Consider the following 19,702-nt stretch of genomic DNA (forward strand, 5'->3'; position numbering starts at 1 on the left):
GAAGGTCTTGCTTTTTTTATACCTTTGTGGCTTCCATACATATTTTAAACGATCAGAATGAGAAAGTTTTTTACCCTAGCAGTCCTATTACTTGCCGTTTTCTGTGGGAAAGCGCAAAATGTTCAGTTACATTATGATTTTGGAGGCGCCTTGTACGACAAGGACCTGGACGGGCGTCCGGCACTGACCTCCACCGTGGAAATGTTCAAACCGGATAAATGGGGAAGCACCTATTTTTTCGTGGATATGGACTACAAGAGCAGCGGGGTCGCTTCGGCTTACTGGGAGATTGCCCGCGAACTGAGTTTCTGGCAACCGCCTTTTTCCATCCACGTAGAGTATAACGGCGGGCTGATGAAGGGAGCCTCCTACAACAATGCTTACCTGGGCGGTGCCACCTATACTTATAACAGCAAGGATTTCAGCAGGGGAATCACTTTCACCGCCATGTACAAATATATCCAGAAGCATAAAACACCCAATAATTTCCAGCTGACAACCACCTGGTATCTTCATTTTGCCAAGAACGGCCTGTGTACTTTCAGTGGCTTTGCCGACTGGTGGCGGGAAAAGAACGACCACGGGAACTTTATTTTTCTCTCCGAACCGCAGATATGGGTAAACCTGAACAAGATAAAAGGCGTAGACGAGAAATTTAAACTGAGTGTGGGCAGTGAAGTGGAGTTAAGCCATAACTTCGGAGGACGGAACGGCTTCTATACTATTCCGACACTTGCTGTAAAATGGACATTCGATTAAATAAACCGGCATGATACAAAAACTTTTAGGGTTTGATAAACAAACCATGAGAATCCGTACGGAAGTTATCGCAGGTATAACCACATTCCTGACAATGAGTTATATCCTGGCTGTGAACCCATCCATCCTGGGAACTACCGGTATGGACAAAGGAGCAGTTTTTACGGCCACGGCTCTGGCTTCCGCAATTGCCACCCTGCTCCTCGCCTTTATGGCCAAACTGCCGTTCGCACAGGCACCTAGCATGGCGCTGAACGCATTTTTTGCTTTCACGCTGGTACAGGGCATGGGATATCCCTGGCAGACGGCGATGACGGCGATGTTTGTCGAAGGGGTAATATTCATCCTTATTACTTTTCTGAATATCCGGGAGATCATACTTAACAGCATTCCCATGAACCTGCGGTATGCCATATCGGCTGGGATCGGCATGTTCATTGCATTCATAGGGTTGAAGAATGCGGGGATCATTGAATCCAACCCTGTCACCTATGTGATGTTCGGGGCCTTTACGCCGTCTTCGGTCCTGGCGATGGTCGGGATATTGTTAAGCGGCATACTGATTGTCAAAAAGGTGAAAGGCGCATTGTTCTACAGTATCCTGATCTGTACCCTGATCGGCATCCCGCTGGGGGTGACGGAAATACCGGAAGGATTTCTTCCTGTCTCCATGCCCCACTCGATGGAACCGACATTCTGTAAGTTCGATTTTTCCGAGTTCTTTACACTGGATATGGCAGTAGTGATCTTTACCTTATTGTTTATGAATATATTCGATACGGTAGGGACATTGGTCGGCCTGGCTTCGAAGACCGGGATCATGGGAGAAGACGGGCATATCCCGCATGTGAAAGAGGCGATGATGTCCGACGCGATAGGTACTACGATCGGGGCGATGATGGGAAGTTCCACCATAACGACGTATGTGGAGAGTGCCTCGGGTATTGCGGAAGGAGGACGTTCGGGTTTCACTTCACTGATAACCGGACTGCTGTTTATCCTGGCTTTGTTTTTTGCGCCGTTGTTCCTGCTGATTCCCAGTGCAGCCACAAGCGGGGCGCTGGTGCTTGTCGGCGTGTTTATGATGGATTCGATCTCCAAAATCGACATGGAGGATATGTCGGAAGCACTACCGGCTTTTATCACCATCATTATGATGATCCTCACCTACTCCATTGCCGACGGGATGGTGTTGGGACTGCTCTGCTATGTATTGGTAAAACTGTTCTGCGGCAAGCACAAGGATATCAGCATTACCATGTATATACTGGCAGCCTTGTTTATACTGAAGTTCATCTTTGCGTAAAAGCGATATTCAGAGATATAAAAAGGAGGTGTAGCAAAAGCCTGTTTTGCTACACCTCCTTTACATTATATATTCTATGTATATATTACCAGATAACTACCCGTTCGGCAGGCAACATGTACATCGGGTCGCCTTCTTTAATATCGAATGCCGAATAGAAGGTGTCGATATTACGCAAAGCGGCATTTACACGCCATTTACCCAATGAGTGCGGGTCGATCTTTGTCAGCAACAGGATTTCTTCAGGACGGATATTTTGTCCCCACAAGGTTGCATATCCCAGGTAGAAACGTTGTTCGTTTGTGAATCCGTCGATCGGAGCCGGAGTTTTACCTTTCAGGGAATTCAGGTAAGCCAAGTGAGAAACCTGCAAACCGCCCTGGTCAGCGATGTTTTCTCCCAATGTATAACGTCCGTTCGCATGAACACTGTCTGCAACGATAATATTGTCGTACTGCTGAACCAGACGGTCGGCACGTTCCGTAAAGAGGGCTGCGTCTTCGGGAGTCCACCAGTCGGCCAGGTTACCGTTTTTATCGTAATTACGTCCCTGGTCGTCGAATCCGTGTGTCATTTCATGACCGATCACCACACCGATAGCACCATAGTTAACGGCATCGTCAGCTTCCGGGTTAAAGAAAGGAGGCTGAAGGATAGCTGCCGGGAAGCAGATTTCGTTTGTTGTCGGGTTGTAGTAGGCATTTACAGTCTGCGGTGTCATTCCCCAGCGGGCTTTGTCGACCGGTTTACCTGCTTGTTCCAGCTGGTACTCCATATCGAAGATATTCGAACGGCACACATTTGCCCAGTAAGAATCATCCTTGATCTCCAAAGCGCTGTAGTCACGCCATTTATCTGGGTAACCGATCTTTACGATAAAAGCAGACAGTTTTTCCTGCGCTTTCGCTTTTGTCTCATCGCTCATCCATTCCAGACCTGCGATACGTTCCGACAATGCTTTCTGCAGGTTTCCTACCAGCTCAAGCATCTTTTCCTTGGAAGAAGCCGGAAAGTATTTAGCCACATACATTTGGCCGACAGCTTCGCCCAAGGCACTGTTCACTGTAGACAGCGAACGTTTCCAACGCGGTTTCTGTTCCAGCTTTCCAGACATCACTTTTCCGTAGAAGTCAAATTCGGCTGCCACAAAATCATCACTCAGGTAAGGAGCAGCCGCATTCAAGAGGTTAAAAGCCAAGTAGTATTTCTGTTCGTCGATAGAAACATTTTTCATGAACTCGCCCAACGCTTCATAGAACGGAAGTTGTTTGGCATCGAGATATTCAATTTCCATCAAGCCCATGCTTTCAAAATAAACGTCCCAGTCGAGCGGGTTGTTGTTTGCCTTGAACTCCTGCAACTTGATCTTATTATAGTTCTTCTGGCTGTCGCGCAGGTCTTCACGACTGAAAGAACTTTTGGCGATGCCTGTTTCTATTTTCATTACGGCATTGACAGCAGCTTCGGCCTGCTCAGGAGAAGCACCGGTCAATGTGAACAACTGGCTGATGAATTGTTTATATGCATCGCGCATTTTTACGGAGGCATCGTCTTCCACCAGATAATAATCGCGATCACCCATACCGAGACCTGCCTGATACAGCTGTACGATATTCATAGAACTGTTCTTCTCATCGGCATCGACGAACAAAGCGAAGAAAGGAGCCATTCCTTCTTTATGCAAGGTTGCCACCATTTTGGCAACATCCGCTTTCGTTCCCAGACGGTTAATTGCATCCAATTGTTCCTTGACGGGAGCCAACCCTTCCGTATTCAGTTTTACACTATCCAATCCCATTTCATAGAGCATGCTGATCTTCTGGGCAACGCTTCCGGCTTCCTGGGGTTTGGAATCCAGCTCTGTGATAAGCGTACGCAATTGTTCCTGATTATTCTCAATCAACTGATCGAATGTGCCGAAGCGGGAATATTCCGGTTTCAGAGGATTGTTCTTTATCCAGCCTCCGCAAGCGTACTGATAGAAATCTGTACCAGGAGCCACTGTAGTGTCCAGATTTGCCAGGTTGATGGCATCATTTTTTGCAGTTTCCTTCACAGGTGACTGACTGCATCCCGACATTGTTATCATACCGACAGCAACCAACGGAATCATCATTAACTTTTTCATTTTTGTTCAACGTTTACTTGAATTATGCCGCAAAGGTACATAATTTCAGTAAAACAGAGCCGATTTTTATCCAATATGACTGATTATTATACCTGTGATCTACTATCTTTTATTTACTTTTACCATCTGAAACTATTTATAAACTTAATTTTTATCATGAATCACTTTATGAAGACCGTATCACTCCTGATGGTCATGTTGATTTGCGTACTGAGCGGATGTAAAAATCAGTCCGGCAGCAACGGCACTTTTGAAATCGGTGACAAAACATTTCTGCTAAACGGCAAGCCTTTCATTATAAAGGCCGCCGAAATCCATTACACCCGAATCCCCGTAGAATATTGGGAACATCGTATCCAGATGTGCAAAGCGTTGGGCATGAATACGATTTGCATCTATGCGTTTTGGAATATCCATGAACAGAAACCGGGCGAGTTCGATTTCAGCGGACAAAACGACATTGCTGCATTCTGCCGTCTGGCTCAGAAAAACGGTATGTATATCATGCTCCGTCCCGGCCCGTACGTTTGTTCCGAATGGGAAATGGGAGGCCTGCCTTGGTGGTTATTGAAAAAAGAAGATATACAGCTGCGTACAAACGACCCGTATTTCATAGAACGTACACGTATCTATATGAATGAGATCGGCAAACAACTGGCCGACAGGCAGATTACACGAGGTGGTAATATTATTATGGTACAGGTTGAAAACGAATATGGTTCTTATGCGACCGATAAGTCGTATATTGCCAAAAACCGGGATATCCTGCGCGATGCCGGGTTTACCGACGTTCCCCTGTTCCAGTGTGACTGGAGTTCCAACTTCCTGAATAATGCACTCGACGATCTGGTATGGACCGTTAATTTCGGTACCGGAGCCAATATCGACGAACAATTCAAAAAGCTGAAAGAAGTACGTCCGAACACCCCGCTAATGTGTAGCGAGTTCTGGAGCGGCTGGTTCGACCATTGGGGACGGAAACATGAAACACGTGATGCGGAAACAATGATTGCCGGACTCAGGGACATGCTGGACCGCAATATTTCTTTCTCCCTCTATATGACCCACGGAGGTACGACCTTCGGACATTGGGGAGGCGCAAACAGTCCGGCCTATTCAGCCATGTGCAGTTCATACGATTACGATGCCCCGATCAGCGAAGCAGGTTGGGCAACACCCAAATATCACAAACTACGCGAATTCATGGCAAACTATATGGCTCCGGGTGAAGTACAACCCGAAATTCCCGACGCATTCCCGGTGATCGAGATACCCGAGTTTGAACTGAAAGAGACGGCTCTGTTATTCGAGAACCTGCCGGAACCTAAAACCAGCCACGACATCAAACCGATGGAGCAGTTCGACCAAGGCTGGGGCAGCATCTTGTATCGTACCACCTTACCGGCAGTCAAAGCAGGTACCACCTTATTAATAGACGAAGTACATGATTGGGCACAAGTTTTCATCGACGGTAAACTGATTGGCCGCCTGGACCGCCGCCGCGGAGAATTCACGATTAAATTACCGGCTACAGCTGCCGGCGCCCGACTGGATATCCTGATCGAAGCAATGGGACGTGTAAATTTCGACAAGGCGATACACGACCGGAAAGGTATCACGAACAAAGTGGCACTGATCACCGAATCCTCATCCGACGAACTGAAGGACTGGCAGGTATATAATCTCCCTGTAGACTATTCATTTGTAAAAGATAAGAAATATACACCGGGTAAAAAGGTTGAAGCGCCTGCTTATTACCGTGCTACTTTCAATCTCGAAACTCCCGGCGATGTATTCCTGGATATGCAGACCTGGGGAAAAGGTATGGTATGGGTAAACGGAAAAGCCATGGGACGTTTCTGGGAAATCGGCCCTCAGCAAACATTATTTATGCCGGGTTGCTGGCTTAAAAAGGGAGAAAACGAAATTATCGTTCTCGACCTGAAAGGACCGGAAAAAGCATCTGTCAAAGGTCTGAAAACACCGATACTCGACATGTTGCGTCCGGAAGCACCGCTTACCAACCGCAAAGAAGGGCAAAACCTGAACCTGAAAAACGAAAAGCCTGTGGGACAAGGTTCTTTAAAGGCAGGAAACGGTTGGCAGGAGGTAAAATTCGATGCTCCTGTACAGGCTAGTCATTTCTGTCTGGAAGCTCTCAACGCCCAGGATGGAAAAGACAACGCTGCCATCGCCGAGTTTTATCTGCTGGATGAGAACGGCAAACCGCTCAGCCGCCAGCATTGGAAGATCGCTTATGCAGACAGCGAAGAAACTTACGGAGGTAATTTTACCGCCGATAAAATATTCGACTTGCAGGAATCCACTTACTGGAGTACGGCCAGAGGAGCCAAATACCCACATCAGGTAGTCATTGATTTGCGCGAAAATGTAACAGTCTCCGGCTTCCGTTACCTGCCGCGTGCCGAAGAGGGCTATCCCGGAATGATCAAAGACTATAAAGCATATGCAAAAATGACTCCGTTCAGTTATTGAACGGGGTCATTCCCCTTTATTTATCCAAATACTCTTTTTTGAACATCGAAAAGCAAAGTATAAAGACAGAGATCAGGAGCGGACCGAATATAATTCCCATAAAACCAAACAGGGACAAACCGATTATTACTCCGAAAATCGTGATCAGCGGATGGGTATCCGCCATTTTTTTCTGTAAGATAAAACGAATCAGGTTATCCACGTTAGTGATAACGATCAGTGCATAGGCTGTCAAAGCCAGCGCATTTACCCAATCGCCGGTCAAAGCCATGTAAACGGCAAGAGGCAGCCACACCAAAGCAGTTCCCACAACTGGAATAATAGTCGCAAAACAGGTCAGAAAACCGAATAAAAACGGGCTAGGCGCATTAAACACCCAATATCCGATCATCGCGATAACACCCTGGATGATTGCCAGCAGAGGGATACCGATCGCATTGGAGGTAACGATCATATTGATCTCTTTCAGTACTTCGCGTTTATTTTCTTTGCTGAAGGGCAGGATTTCATAAATGTATGTTTCCATCTTACTCCCTCCGATCAGCATAAAATAAAGGATAAGAACCAGAACTGCCACATTCACTGCAAAACCGCTGATACCTCCCATCAGGGCCTGTCCGATCTTAGGCAGGACAGAGACAATAGATGAGATATTATCTTTTTCCAATACATCAAAGCCGGTCTTCTCCCTGACCAGGTCAGCGATATGCTCAAAAGAACTGATCAGTTCGGATGGGTTCAGGTTTATATTCTGAAGTTTATTAACGAACAACCAGACAGCCAGAGACAATGGTATCAGAAAACACAAGATGGTTTCAAGTAATAGCAATATGGCAACCAGGCTACGGTTCCAATGTCTCTTCTCTGTCAGGTACTGCAGTTGCTTTCGCAATAATATATAAATGGTACATGCACCGAGTATTCCTCCCAGAAACGGAGTAAATTCGATAAAAAGTATGATTCCCATTACCAGAATGATAGTGATCAGGGAATATTTCCAGTACGACTCTTTCAAGCTCATATTTGTTTATAATATAACATTCAACATCCTGTTTACAGTCATGACCTCCGGTCATTTGTATATAAAACAAATTATCTGCCACAGTTGTTAAGATTATCATATCAAAATATCAAAATGATAATTTAAGTACTTAATTACCCGGATATAACGCCCCGAGATCTTACAAGGGGATTTTTATGCAATTCTCCGGACATTCGATTTTACCATATTGACCCAAGAAAAGAAGAAAAAAGGTCAATTTTAAATAATACACCTATATATTGTAACTATTTATTTCCTGATCTCCGATTTTACAAGACTTATTAAAAACCATTTCATCCAACCACCAGAGGCCTTCTGTAGAAAAAACATGCCTAAAAACATAAGATTTGGAACTAAAAGATGAGCAATCCTATCAAGGAGAAAGCATATTTAACATATTTTTTTACTGCAATAAACTTAAATCTCATTTAAAACGAAAAAAAATTCGTTTTAAATGAGATGAATTTTTGTTTAAACCAAATTGAATTTGGTAAGAAATTCGAGAACAAAAAAGGAAATTGTTAAATAAAGTATTAAACATATCTCTAAAACACCTATCCAGAGCAATATATACGTAAGCTGTTTTGAGTATTTCAAATCCATTTAATACAAAAACAAAGGATTAAGCATCTATTTGCCAAAAGTTTTTTTAGCAGTACGCTCCGTTTTCGAATATAATCAAGTTCAATTATAACTACAGACACAAATTCTAAGTCCTTTCTTAGTCAACTTTTCCACGTACAGTCCGGAACCCTCCAATTCATTATTTAAACGGTTGACTATATTTGCATCGTTGAACAACAAAACGATCAGTCATGAAAAAAACTATTCTAAAACTACCCCTGGTGATTTGCCTAATTACAGCAAGTTGCTACCTCTATTTACAAAAAGACAACGACCTCAATAATTTGGTCATTAAAAACATCGAAGCATTAGCCGAAGATGAATATTATGAGGTAGTAATAGCAGCCTTGGCTGCTATAAATGTGAATCTTGCATTCAATAGTGAAGAATCTGTCATTGATTTGTCTTTGACAAGTATAATGGCTCTGGCAAGGGGAGAGACTGATATTTGTTCGATTTGCGGTAATGATGTTAATACTTGTAATTGCGATGATTATGGTATCACATGTGACCATGGTAATTGTGACGGAAAAGTATGTCATAAAAACACGGATAATTGGTCTTGTCGATGTGCGGCAAATGGGAATCCATATTCTTTTTGTATATAATACACAAAAGAAGTCCGGCTATTTTTTCCGGACTTCTCTTTTTGGACTTTTTAATCAGATTGAAAAAATGAAGAAACTATTTATACTGTCTTTTTTGATATGCTTTACTATGTGTACCCCTAAGCCACAAACTAGTGATGCTATTTTCGTTGATTTGGATCAACCGGAGGAAGCCTCTTTATTCAATTACTTTCGTTCTATAGAATTAATTCCATTGGAAACATCTTCGGAGGTTCTTATTAAGGGCATTACGAAAATAATTGTCCACCAAGATCGTTATTATGCATTGGACAAACCTCTATGCCTTATTTTTGTATTTGACAAAACTGGGAAATTTCTTTTTAAAATAGGCACAAAGGGACAAGGTGCCGGAGAATATTCATTTATCCAGGATTTCACTTTAAATTCCTTTTCAGGTAATCTGGAAATACTCGAACCTTATGGAAGAATACATGTTTACGATTTATCCGGCAAATTTATCGAAACAAAACGAATTGATTATCCAGGTTTTAAGGTCGCACACTCGCTGGCTGCTTTAGATAGTACCATCTATGTATCTCATTCGATGTTTGAACCTAAAAAGATTATTTATTTTAATCTTGATAAGCAAAAGTTGTTACATGAAGAATTTGAAGAGGATATGTCTCTTGGTAGTTACTCAAATATTCCTTATCAGTATCAGGATAACTGGTTCTTTTTCCGACCTGTCCATCCTGTTGTTTATAAATTGGGAAAGAAACGGCTTGAAGTCGCTTTTCAATTCAATTTTGGGAAATATACTAATGATGGTAGAACTGCTGTTCTTTCAAAAGAAGCAGAAAGAGATTTCGCTAAAAACAAAAAAGAAATGTTTGATCAATTTTCTTATATGATACAGTCTGTGAGACATAACAATAAATATATATTCGCATCACTTTTCTGGAAAGATCAAAATCATAGGGCAAATATAATACATGACAAATCTACCGGAAAAACAAAATATATCCTTGATTTTAAAGAAAAAGTATGGTTTAACTCCTATCGTGGGGAAGAAATAATAGTTACAGACGAATATGCCTTGATGCCTATCCAATGGGTTGATTTAGAAAAACGCATTACAAAAGAAATGCTGGATGACAAGCAAAAAGAAATTCTTGAAAAATTATTGCAGGCTGACATGGAACAAAATCCGATATTAATTAAATACTGGTTCAAATGAAAAATAAATCAACACAAATAGTTTTAAAATGTACTCTAGCAGGTTTTCTGCTATTCAATATCGGTTTGTTATTTTTGAATCAACAGTATAAAAATAAATTAAATAGCACAAAACAGAAATTAGAACACTTGGAAAACATTGAAATCATGTTTGAAGTATCCAAAGAAACAACTGTCACAAGATTCAAATACGAACAATGCAACATAGGTAATTCAACTATCTATTTAGGCTCTGATAACAAAACCCTCATCCCTGCCCTATCCATCACCGATCGGCCCAAATTGGTGATAGGCTTGAATCAGAATATGTGTCGACCATGTGTTGAAGGAGTATTTGCTCACATTAAAGAAGTTTTTCCTGATTTTGAATCAAATCCGGATATTATATGCATTGCCGATATTGAACAACGATTCAAAGACGATTATTATGGCAAAAAAGTAGTAAGCTTTCATCAAAAAGAAGATTATCCTTTGTATGAAATAGAAACAACGCCATACTTTTTTATCCTTGATAAAGACTTATGTGTTAAATTATTATTTATTACTGATACAACAAGCCCTGAGCTAACAAAAGAGTATCTGAAAATCATTAAAGATCGTTATATGGTAAATTGAAATTCATCCCTAACACTGAATAAAAAAACATGATTATCAGATTACATCTGCTGTTTTGATGCCTTTTGAGTGATAGAGTCAGGAAAGGGGAGGGTTCAAATTTTGACACCTCCCCTTTCTTACATCCACTTTTATTACAGTTTCACGTCTGTTTCATCCAATTTGAAACGGACTTCCACAATGGAATGTTTCGCTTTTCCCGGACTCATCTTAATATAAGTAATTGCTATAATAGTCCCGTCCGGTAATATTTCTAACCCCGGATAACCACAGTCCGAACCGGCATAACTATGCAGCAGTTTGATCTTATATTGGCCGGAAGTTCCTTCACGCAAGTCTTTTTCATGTCCTACCCAGGCTACAAAATGACCTTTGGTCGGACTGCCGGGCGCCATATCGCGGAAGACGGCAACCAACCGCCCATCGGGAGCATATTTGATGACATGCCGGTCTCCCGTCAGTCCCCAGGGCGTTTCCTGCAAGGCGCTCCAGGTTTGTCCTTCATCCGTCGATACCATCATTAAAGAGTTTCCGACACGCTTATTTTCACGAGCAATGCAAATCAGACGTTTACCGTCTTCCGAACGGATCACGCAAGGTTCGCAGGGAGCACGGCCTTCCATCTCTCCTACTAAAGTCGATTCCTCCCAGGTCAGACCGCCATCATGGGATATCGATTGCCACAAAGTCAACGGGGGACGGTCCTGGTCATTCAGTCCACGATGGTATAACCCCAGATAATCTCCATTTTTCAATTGGATAATACTGGAAAAAGCCATCACACAGGGTTTACCCAACCTCTTGACCGGACTCCAGCTTTTTCCGCCGTCTTCACTGTAAGTCATAGGCATATCCGGCTGGCCGCAAAAGACAAATAAGCGTTCTTTACCTTTCTTATCCTTCAGGTTGTATATACTCGGACAGTTCCGCATAGTCGACCAGTCCTCGGGAACCGCCTGTTTGGTCCAGGTCAAGCCCGAATCTTTACTGACTGCCAGTAATCCGGCATCACCTCCGTGATCGAAGCTCCATGTACAATAAATCGTTTTATTGTCATCGAGCATCACAGTGGTAGGATGCCCGTTATACAACTCAGGTGTTCCTTCTGAGAGGACGATCTGGCGTCCCCTGTCAGAAGAGATATCCACCCAGGGTAAATTTGGTTTTACCTGCTGTGCCATTACAGGCAATACAGAACCGAGCAATAACGTCTGAAACAATAATAAACCCTTTTTCATCTTCATATATTTTAGAATTCAATAGATATTATTCCTGCGAATTATCTTTGTACATCCGATTCATATCCGTCAGTTTGTTTCAACTGATCATTCAATACCATATCATTATAATTGATCGGCCAGTATAACGGAAAGTCCGGCTTATCATTCAGATTTGGTACTTCATTATAAATATTAATCGCTCCTCCTGAATGGAAACGAACCAGATCGAACCATCTTTTCTGCTCGATAAAGAGCTCTCTCAGACGTTCATCACAAAGTTCCTTCTCCACACTCGCCTTGTCGGCCGGACCAGCATAATTATCCAAGCCGGCACGCTGTCTGACGGCATTCAGGTCAGATAAAGCATCCTGTATCTTATTCAACGCGGCATTTGCTTCTGCACGTAACAAAAGTAAATCACCCCAACGATACACAATCAAATCATCATCAAAATAACGGTCATCCGTATAAACTTTTCCTCTGAACTTATTGGTCTGTGTCAAAATCAGGTTGCCATCCTTATCAACAAGATCGATCATAGCTGATTGGTAACGTTTATCTCCCGGATACTTCAAATAAAGCACCCTGGTCTTCTCACTTGGAGCATAGACATGGCGACTCTGATTCGGAGACGTTGCCGCCTCATCCAGATTAACAGCCATCGACAAGTTATCGGTTCTCGATGTCGTATTCGTCGCAATGGAAAGATTGCCCGTTTCATAACGTTCAAAATACAGGGAGAAAATAATCTCCGCATTTCTTTTATTTGCATTATTAAAAACAGAGGCATACTCAGGAAGAAGTTCCACACCACTCTTCTCCACTTCGTTAATTGCATTAACCGCTTCATTCAGATCGGAGTCCCCTCCACTCAACACTTTAGCTTTCCATAGCAGTGCATCCGCTTTCAAAGCATAAGCGGCGGGCTTGGATGAATAGTTCTTGTTTACAAAGCCTTCCTCCGGAAACAAAGATAATGACTGTTCGATATCCGACAAGATTTGTTTCATCACCTCTTCCTTCGGGGAACGGGGTTTCAGTTCGATCTTATCAGAAAGAACAGGATCCAGCAGAATAGGCACATCTCCCCATATACGTACTAAAAAGAAATATGTCTGGGCACGCAAATAATAAGTTTCCGCTTTGATTCTGTTTTTATCCGCTTCATTTGTAAAACTCAAACCGTCAATCTTGTACAACAGAAGATTGGTATGATGTATAATGTTATAGGCATCCCGGTAAGAAGGGGCATTGTTTTCAAGCAGATTTTGAGCCCATGCATTTGTGGAAGGTCCGATCTCTCCCACTTTAAAGGCATCTCCCCTGTCTTCTCCATATAAAGAAGTATTATTTAACGCGCGTACTTTATTATATATACCTGTCAGATATGCTTTCGCATCTCCGGAGTTTTTCCAGAATGACTGTGATGTAATTGTAGAGACAGGTTCCACTTCCAGCAAACTGCAACTACTATATAAAGCACAACACACAATCCATAAAAATATCCATATCTTTTTCATTTTCATACCAATTTAAAAAGTTAATCTTGCACCGAAATTGAATTGTATCGGAATAAAATACTCACCTGTTTCCTGTCCGTCATACTGTTCCGGGTTCAAACCGTCAAAAGCAGTGATATAACCCAGGTTATTTGCACCGGCAGTCAGGGATATCCCCTGCATTTTCAATTTAGAGCAAATAGAACGAGGCAGGTCGTAGCTTAATGAGATTTCACGGAAACAGAGGTAATCACCTTTAGAGTAATACGCCGTATTATCTGCGTTTCCATTACTGTTCATACCGGCATAAGCGATGGTACGCATGTGGTTACGATATCCGTTATCCCAGTCAGAAGCCACATCGTAACGAGGATATTTAGCAGTGGCGGCATCTCCCTGACTCCACCAGATATTACCGTTCGTTACGTCGGTTGTCGTAACAATCGCATTACGGGCATTGGCGTTGGCACGGCATCTCCACACATTTGCTATCGAATGGCCCAAGGCATAATCGACCACAAAACGGAACGTAAACCCTTTATAACCCAATGTGTTTATCAATACTCCCTTTTTGTCCGGGTTAGCCCAACCGATAAACACGATATCCTTATCGTCGATAACTCCGTTTCCATCCATATCGGCCCATATGGCATCACCGGCTACTTTGTTTTTGCCTATTTTAGAACCGGAGACTTTTGTATCTTCAGGAGCCAGTGCAGCCGCCTCATCGGTATCATAAACACCCAGGTATTTATATCCCCAACGTCCGCCGATCCGTTCTCCTTCAGCCAGGCCTCCGGCTTCAATATATGTTCCGCTCTTCGTATCCCAGATCAGACCACCCTGTACACGATTCTTATCGCGTCCGTTATCAGGAAGTTCTTTCATATAAGTACGGTTCATGGCAAAAGTAGCTGTAATATCCCAACTGACAGGACCTCCGGACAATGGACGGGCAGTCAATGACAGTTCAATACCCTTGTTCTGTACAACACCCAAATTAGCCTTTATAGAACTAAATCCGGTCTGGGCAGGGAGCGATTTATCATACAACCGGTCGGAAGTCAGCTTGTTATAGCCGGTAAAAGAAAACTCGATACGATTGTTCAGAAATCCGGCATCGAAACCATAATCCACATTTGAGGTAGTTTCCCAAACCAGGCTGTTATTCGCCAGAACACTATTCAGGACACCCGGATTCCCGCCATACAAATAAGAGGCATATTCACCCTGTGTATTTGAATATGACAGTTTGTTATTACCGGTCTGGCCCCAACTGACTCTCAGTTTTAAACGGCTGGCAATTTGTTTCGGGAACCACTCTTCATAATGCATATTCCAGCCGCCGGAGAATGCGGGGAACAAAGCAAACTTATGATCTTCAGCAAACTGAGAGGCTCCGTCGTAACGTAAAGAGGCAGTCAGCAGATAACGGCGGTCGTAATCATAATTCACACGGGTAAAGAAACCGACAAGTATTTCTTTTTCCAGCGTAGATGTTGTCCGTTGTTCTGTCGGTTTCGTCGGGGCAAGTGTCGGGATATAATCGGTCGGAGCTTCCGAGCCTGTTCCTTTCAGAAAATAATTATCATTCTTCGTGTAATTCATACCCAACAGTGCGTTAATCGTATTCTTCTTAAACTTCTTGTCATAAGTGAATACGGCATCTGCCATGATTTGTTTGCGTTGGTCATGTCTCTCCAAGGTTTTGCGCCCTTTGTTGAAATCATTGTATTTTTCAAAAAAACGATAAATGTTTTCCTGCATATAATAAGATGCCGACGGTTTGAAATGCAGTCCCTCAATGATTTCCCAATCCAATCCCAGCCGGAATGTATTACGATAGGCTTTATCTGTAATATCCTGATAATACAGTTCATGCAAACGGTTTCGCGGAGAACCGCCGGATTCGCCGATACCCGGTGTCCCGTCATCATAATACAAACGGAAAGTTGTCGGATAGCGGGAAGAACGGTCCAGAGTGCTGGTCCCTGAATTTTCAGGGTCTGTCGATTTATTGGCTATTGTTGAATGTTTGAGGCCGACCGACAGGCTTATATGATCCTGCAACTTATAATTACCGTTAGCGGTCAGGCTAAACCGGTCATATCCTGTTCCCAGAACCATACCCTCGGCATCGATGTAACCTAAACTGACGTAATAGTTCGCACGATCATTCCCTCCGGAAGCATTCACATCATAATTATGCGTCAGTCCCGTTTGGAAAAGTACATCTTTCTGATAGTTATTATCTTTAAAAATAAGGGTTTTACCTGAATAAGGGTCTTTCATTGTCTGATATCCCTGATTACCTAGCAGGTCATCGACATAAGATTGTCCCATATTATTGACCAGGTCATCCATGTATTCTGTCGTAAAGCGGGAATATCCGTAACCGGTCAACGAACCATTTTTATAATTTATATTCCCTGTTGAATACGGATAGGCTCCACCTTCCAGGCGGCCGGTCACATTTGCATCGTTTATTCCCCTCGCTCCTGCCAGACGGGAAGCATATAAATAATCCTCTGCGTTTGAAAACGGATAATGTGTACGAATACGTTCTATTCCCAACCGATAAGAGGCGTTAATTGTCGCTTTTCCATCTTTTGAAGAGCCTTGTTTTGTAGTTATCAGAATAATACCATTCGCCGCCTTTGCTCCGTAGATTGCTGCTGACGCCGCATCTTTAAGAACCTCCATTGACTCGATATCTTCCTGGTTGATACCGTTCATATTGTCGCGTAAGACACCGTCTATAACGAACAGCGGAGTATCCTTGGACGGATCTGTCGAACCGCCACGGATCAGGACAACAGGTTGCGCCCCCGGCTGACCGGTCGTCTGACGGATATCCAGACCTGCCACTTTCCCTTGCAAATTATTTAGTGGAGATGCAGAGACGGAACTCAGCAACTCTCCTTTCTTTACGGAAACGACGCCGGAAGTTACTGTGGCTCTGGATTGGGTTCCATAACCAATAGCGACGACTTCATCCAGTGCAAAAGACTCGTCTTTCAATATAATTTCGTAAAAAGTTTTATCCGTTACTTTCACCTCCGCGGTTGTCATACCAATAAAAGAAACGTCCAGTTGTGATTTTTTCGGCACTCTGAGTGTGAATTTACCATTCAGGTCTGTTGTCGTACCAATTGTAGTATTTTTGACAATAATAGCCGCTCCTAAAACAGGCTCACCTGTTGCATCTTTCACTATGCCACTGATTTCCATTTCTGTCTGTAAACTGCTTTGTTGTGCAACTACAGAACTAATCGTCCCAAAAATTGTCAACAAAACAATAAAAAGGCATTTAAATCCATCTAATTTTCTCATCTTTGTATTGCTTTTAAAGAATATTTTAAAGTAAGATCAGGGGTTATAAGCCGGCCAAAGTTTATCTGCCCCTTTTCTTTTTTTTATTTTTTGTCAAAGAAGCTGATTTTCATCAAGTCTTCTTTTAGTGTTTTATATTCCTCATCGCTGAATGGGGCGATGGGTAACCGGCAGCTTCCACAGTCAATGCCGATCAAATTCATAATAGCTTTTCCTCCTCTTACACCTCCTCCGTATTTAATAATTATTTTTACTACTTCTATCGATCTCATCTGCAATTTTCTGGCAGTCTCCAGATCGCCAGACTCCATTGCTTTCATAATTCCAAGATACACATCCGACAAATAGTTGTAGGTACTGCCTACCCCTGCTTCAGCACCGAACACCAGTCCGGAAATCAGAATTTCGTCATATCCGTGCAGAACTTCAAACTCTCCATTATTTAATGCCAGGCATTCACCCATTTCCATCAGGTTGTTATGGGTAAATTTTGTTCCGGCTAAATTGGGGATACTCTTTTTTCCTTCTACCAAAAACTCTGCCACCGGCAACGATACTCCCGTCATCGAAGGCATATTGTAATAGTAAAAAGGAAGCTCTCCGGCACTTTTTGCTATCGGGGCAAAAAAGGCGATCAGCTCTTTAACCGTAGCCGGTTTGAAGAAACAAGGTGCCATTGCCGCAATCGCATCTGCTCCCGATCCATAAGCATGTTTCGCCAAATCCATCGATTCAAAGAGGGAATCGCTCCCGACATGGGCTATAACCTTAAACCGGCCATCGGCAGATTTCACCCATTGTTCCAGGATATTTTTCCGCTCTTCCACGGTCAACGACAGCGATTCACCGGTCGTACCGCAAACAAACACTCCAGTCATTCCTGACTTTGCCATCAGATCGGCATACTTACCGATCACAGGCAGATTAACCTTTCCTTCCGCATCCATCGGAGTAAAAGATGCGGCAATCAGTCCTTTCAGACGTTGATAATTTTTCATTTGCTTTTGTTTTTTATTTGGATAATACTTTATAGATTGTCAGATGATCTATATTTTTCCTATCACCCGGAAACAAACAACTGACCAGATAGCCTATAACGAAACAGGAGACAAAACCGGTTGTTGTATATAATAAGAGATGAACGGTCTGAAAATGTATCATTGTCAACTGCACCATAATACTTCCAATGATACCACACAAAGCCCCTGTCGCATTAGCTCTTCGTGTAATCATTCCGAGCAAGAACAATCCTCCCAGACTGCCCAAAATGATTCCCAGTATTTTATTGAATTCATCCCATAACGAGTTAATATCCCAGGTAGCCATCAGGTAAGCGAATAAAATTCCGGCCGCTCCCAATAACATCGTAGCAATCTTAGCCACCTTCAAATCGACCTTGTGGTGATTTATTTTTGAATGAATGTCGGTCACATAGGCTGTCGCTGCTGAATTCATGCTACTGCTCAATGTTGACATGGCAGCAGCTAAAATCCCGGAAATCAACAGACCGACCACTCCCTGCGGTAACTCGGAATAAATATACCAGGGGAGAATCGCATCTCCGTCAGAAACAGTTATGCTGAGTTCTTGCGGGTTGTGTTTATAATAAACATATAATACCGTCCCGACAAAGAAAAACAGCAATGTGGCAGGAATAGTCAATACGGCATTTGTCAATACACTTTTCCGGGCCTGCTTTTCCGTTCCGGTTGTCATATAACGCTGAACCATCGTTTGATCGGTACCATAAGTCGTCAGGTTTGTAAAAAATGTAGCTATCAAAACCGTCCATAATGTAGATTGTTTCAAATTGAAATCAAAACTGCCCAGAGAGAATTTGTTATCGACAGCGGCTTCACGGACAATACCGGAAAATCCTTCCGGGATATTAAATACCGCCACAATCACAACCAATATCGCCCCTCCCAACAGGATCACCACCTGCAAAGCGTCTGTCCAGACCACCGCTTCGATGCCGCCTATCATCGTATAAATCAGACTTAAAACACCCATCAAACCAATACATAAAAATATATTGAAACCGGTTATCACATTCAATGCTATTGCAGGAAGATACATGACAATCCCCATTCGACCGACCTGAAACAAAATGAAAGCAAGGCTACAAATTACCCGGATCAACGAATTAAAACGTAATTCCAAATATTCATACGCTGTCGTAACATTCAGTTTACGATAAAAGGGAATGAACAAATAGAGTATCACCGGTACGACCATTAATATACCGACATTAACCAGCATATAACTCCAATCGGAAGCATAGGCTTTTGCCGGTATCGACATAAATGTTATCGCACTCAGACTAGTACCGAAAATACTCAATCCCACCGCCCACCAAGGCAATCGTCCCCCTCCTTTAAAATAATCTTCCGTATTTTTCTGCCTCTTTGAAAAATAGTAACCGATCCATGCCAACAATGCAAAATAGATACCGATCACTGCAATATTCAAAAATCCCAGCTTTTTCTCAAACGGGATAATTTCCCCTTGTACTATTTCAGGTGTACGAATTCCCGGTTTCACTTCACCGCTTGTAATATAAAAAGCGTTATCTTTTTTTGCAATACTGGTCGTTACCGGAAGAATATAAGGAGATATTTCTCTTTCTACCAATGTATTTGTGATCGTATGATACAGCCTTACCGTGTTATCAAAACCGGGATGATCGGCAGAACCGGGAATCAATTGCGGAACACCCCCAAACAATAGGATATGATTAATCCCGGTTGGCAAAGCAGTCCCAGCCATCACAGGAAACTGCCGGTCTAATTTCTTCCAGCTTTTCATCCGCGGATTATAAACGAATCCGTCAGTCAGCACTTTCACTGTTCCGTCTGCCTGGTAGTTTCTGCCG

At 42.8% G+C, this 19,702-nt stretch carries 13 protein-coding genes; 6 read left to right on the forward strand and 7 right to left on the reverse strand.

Annotated features, from left to right (window positions below; genetic code table 11):
- Positions 1–57: 57 nt before the first annotated feature.
- Positions 58–759 (forward strand): nucleoside-specific channel-forming Tsx family protein, encoded by a 702-nt coding sequence (locus K6V26_RS14125; protein WP_007658793.1) that lies wholly within the window; start codon positions 58–60, stop codon positions 757–759.
- 10 nt (positions 760–769) lie between these two features.
- Complete coding sequence (locus K6V26_RS14130) at positions 770–2,065, forward strand: NCS2 family permease (RefSeq protein ID WP_195586104.1); 1,296 nt, start codon at positions 770–772, stop codon at positions 2,063–2,065.
- Positions 2,066–2,150: 85 nt separating this feature from the next.
- Here the strand turns inward: K6V26_RS14130 and K6V26_RS14135 are convergent, their stop codons facing one another.
- The gene (locus tag K6V26_RS14135; RefSeq protein ID WP_195586103.1) at positions 2,151–4,193 is read right to left on the reverse strand and encodes a M13 family metallopeptidase; all 2,043 of its coding nucleotides are present in this window, start codon (positions 4,191–4,193) and stop codon (positions 2,151–2,153) included.
- A gap of 156 nt (positions 4,194–4,349) precedes the next feature.
- On the opposite strand from K6V26_RS14135, the gene K6V26_RS14140 reads away from it, so the two are divergent.
- The gene (locus K6V26_RS14140) at positions 4,350–6,689 is read left to right on the forward strand and encodes a beta-galactosidase (RefSeq protein ID WP_224265651.1); all 2,340 of its coding nucleotides are present in this window, start codon (positions 4,350–4,352) and stop codon (positions 6,687–6,689) included.
- 16 nt (positions 6,690–6,705) lie between these two features.
- On the opposite strand, the gene K6V26_RS14145 is transcribed toward K6V26_RS14140, so the two are convergent.
- A complete protein-coding gene (locus K6V26_RS14145; protein ID WP_007658800.1) occupies positions 6,706–7,710 on the reverse strand; it encodes an AI-2E family transporter in 1,005 nt (334 codons plus the stop codon).
- 836 nt (positions 7,711–8,546) lie between these two features.
- On the opposite strand from K6V26_RS14145, the gene K6V26_RS14150 reads away from it, so the two are divergent.
- The 3 genes from K6V26_RS14150 to K6V26_RS14160 all read left to right on the forward strand — a co-directional run bounded on the left by K6V26_RS14150 (position 8,547) and on the right by K6V26_RS14160 (position 10,775).
- Entirely contained in the window at positions 8,547–8,963 is a 417-nt protein-coding gene (locus tag K6V26_RS14150; protein WP_224265652.1) for an NVEALA domain-containing protein, read from the forward strand.
- Positions 8,964–9,030: 67 nt separating this feature from the next.
- A complete protein-coding gene (locus K6V26_RS14155) occupies positions 9,031–10,161 on the forward strand; it encodes a 6-bladed beta-propeller (RefSeq protein ID WP_044246761.1) in 1,131 nt (376 codons plus the stop codon).
- Entirely contained in the window at positions 10,158–10,775 is a 618-nt protein-coding gene (locus K6V26_RS14160; protein ID WP_010802486.1) for a hypothetical protein, read from the forward strand. The genes K6V26_RS14155 and K6V26_RS14160 overlap by 4 nt, the downstream gene beginning before the upstream one ends.
- A gap of 134 nt (positions 10,776–10,909) precedes the next feature.
- Here K6V26_RS14160 and K6V26_RS14165 read toward each other — a convergent pair whose 3' ends face one another.
- The 5 genes from K6V26_RS14165 to K6V26_RS14185 form a co-directional block, all read right to left on the reverse strand.
- A complete protein-coding gene (locus tag K6V26_RS14165; RefSeq protein WP_007658805.1) occupies positions 10,910–12,013 on the reverse strand; it encodes a sialidase family protein in 1,104 nt (367 codons plus the stop codon).
- A gap of 41 nt (positions 12,014–12,054) precedes the next feature.
- Positions 12,055–13,515 (reverse strand): RagB/SusD family nutrient uptake outer membrane protein, encoded by a 1,461-nt coding sequence (locus K6V26_RS14170; RefSeq protein ID WP_010802485.1) that lies wholly within the window; start codon positions 13,513–13,515, stop codon positions 12,055–12,057.
- A 12-nt stretch (positions 13,516–13,527) separates the two neighbouring features.
- Positions 13,528–16,827: a SusC/RagA family TonB-linked outer membrane protein gene (locus K6V26_RS14175; RefSeq protein WP_046144973.1), complete on the reverse strand. Its 3,300-nt coding sequence runs from the start codon at positions 16,825–16,827 to the stop codon at positions 13,528–13,530.
- Between the two features lie 83 nt (positions 16,828–16,910).
- Positions 16,911–17,825, reverse strand: a complete 915-nt coding sequence (locus K6V26_RS14180; protein ID WP_010802483.1) for a dihydrodipicolinate synthase family protein — start codon at positions 17,823–17,825, stop codon at positions 16,911–16,913.
- A 13-nt stretch (positions 17,826–17,838) separates the two neighbouring features.
- A complete protein-coding gene (locus tag K6V26_RS14185; protein ID WP_224265653.1) occupies positions 17,839–19,674 on the reverse strand; it encodes a sodium:solute symporter family transporter in 1,836 nt (611 codons plus the stop codon).
- Positions 19,675–19,702: the final 28 nt, after the last annotated feature.

Origin of the sequence: Parabacteroides goldsteinii, from assembly GCF_020091425.1 — a bacterium.
GTDB classification, from domain to species: Bacteria; Bacteroidota; Bacteroidia; order Bacteroidales; family Tannerellaceae; genus Parabacteroides; species Parabacteroides goldsteinii.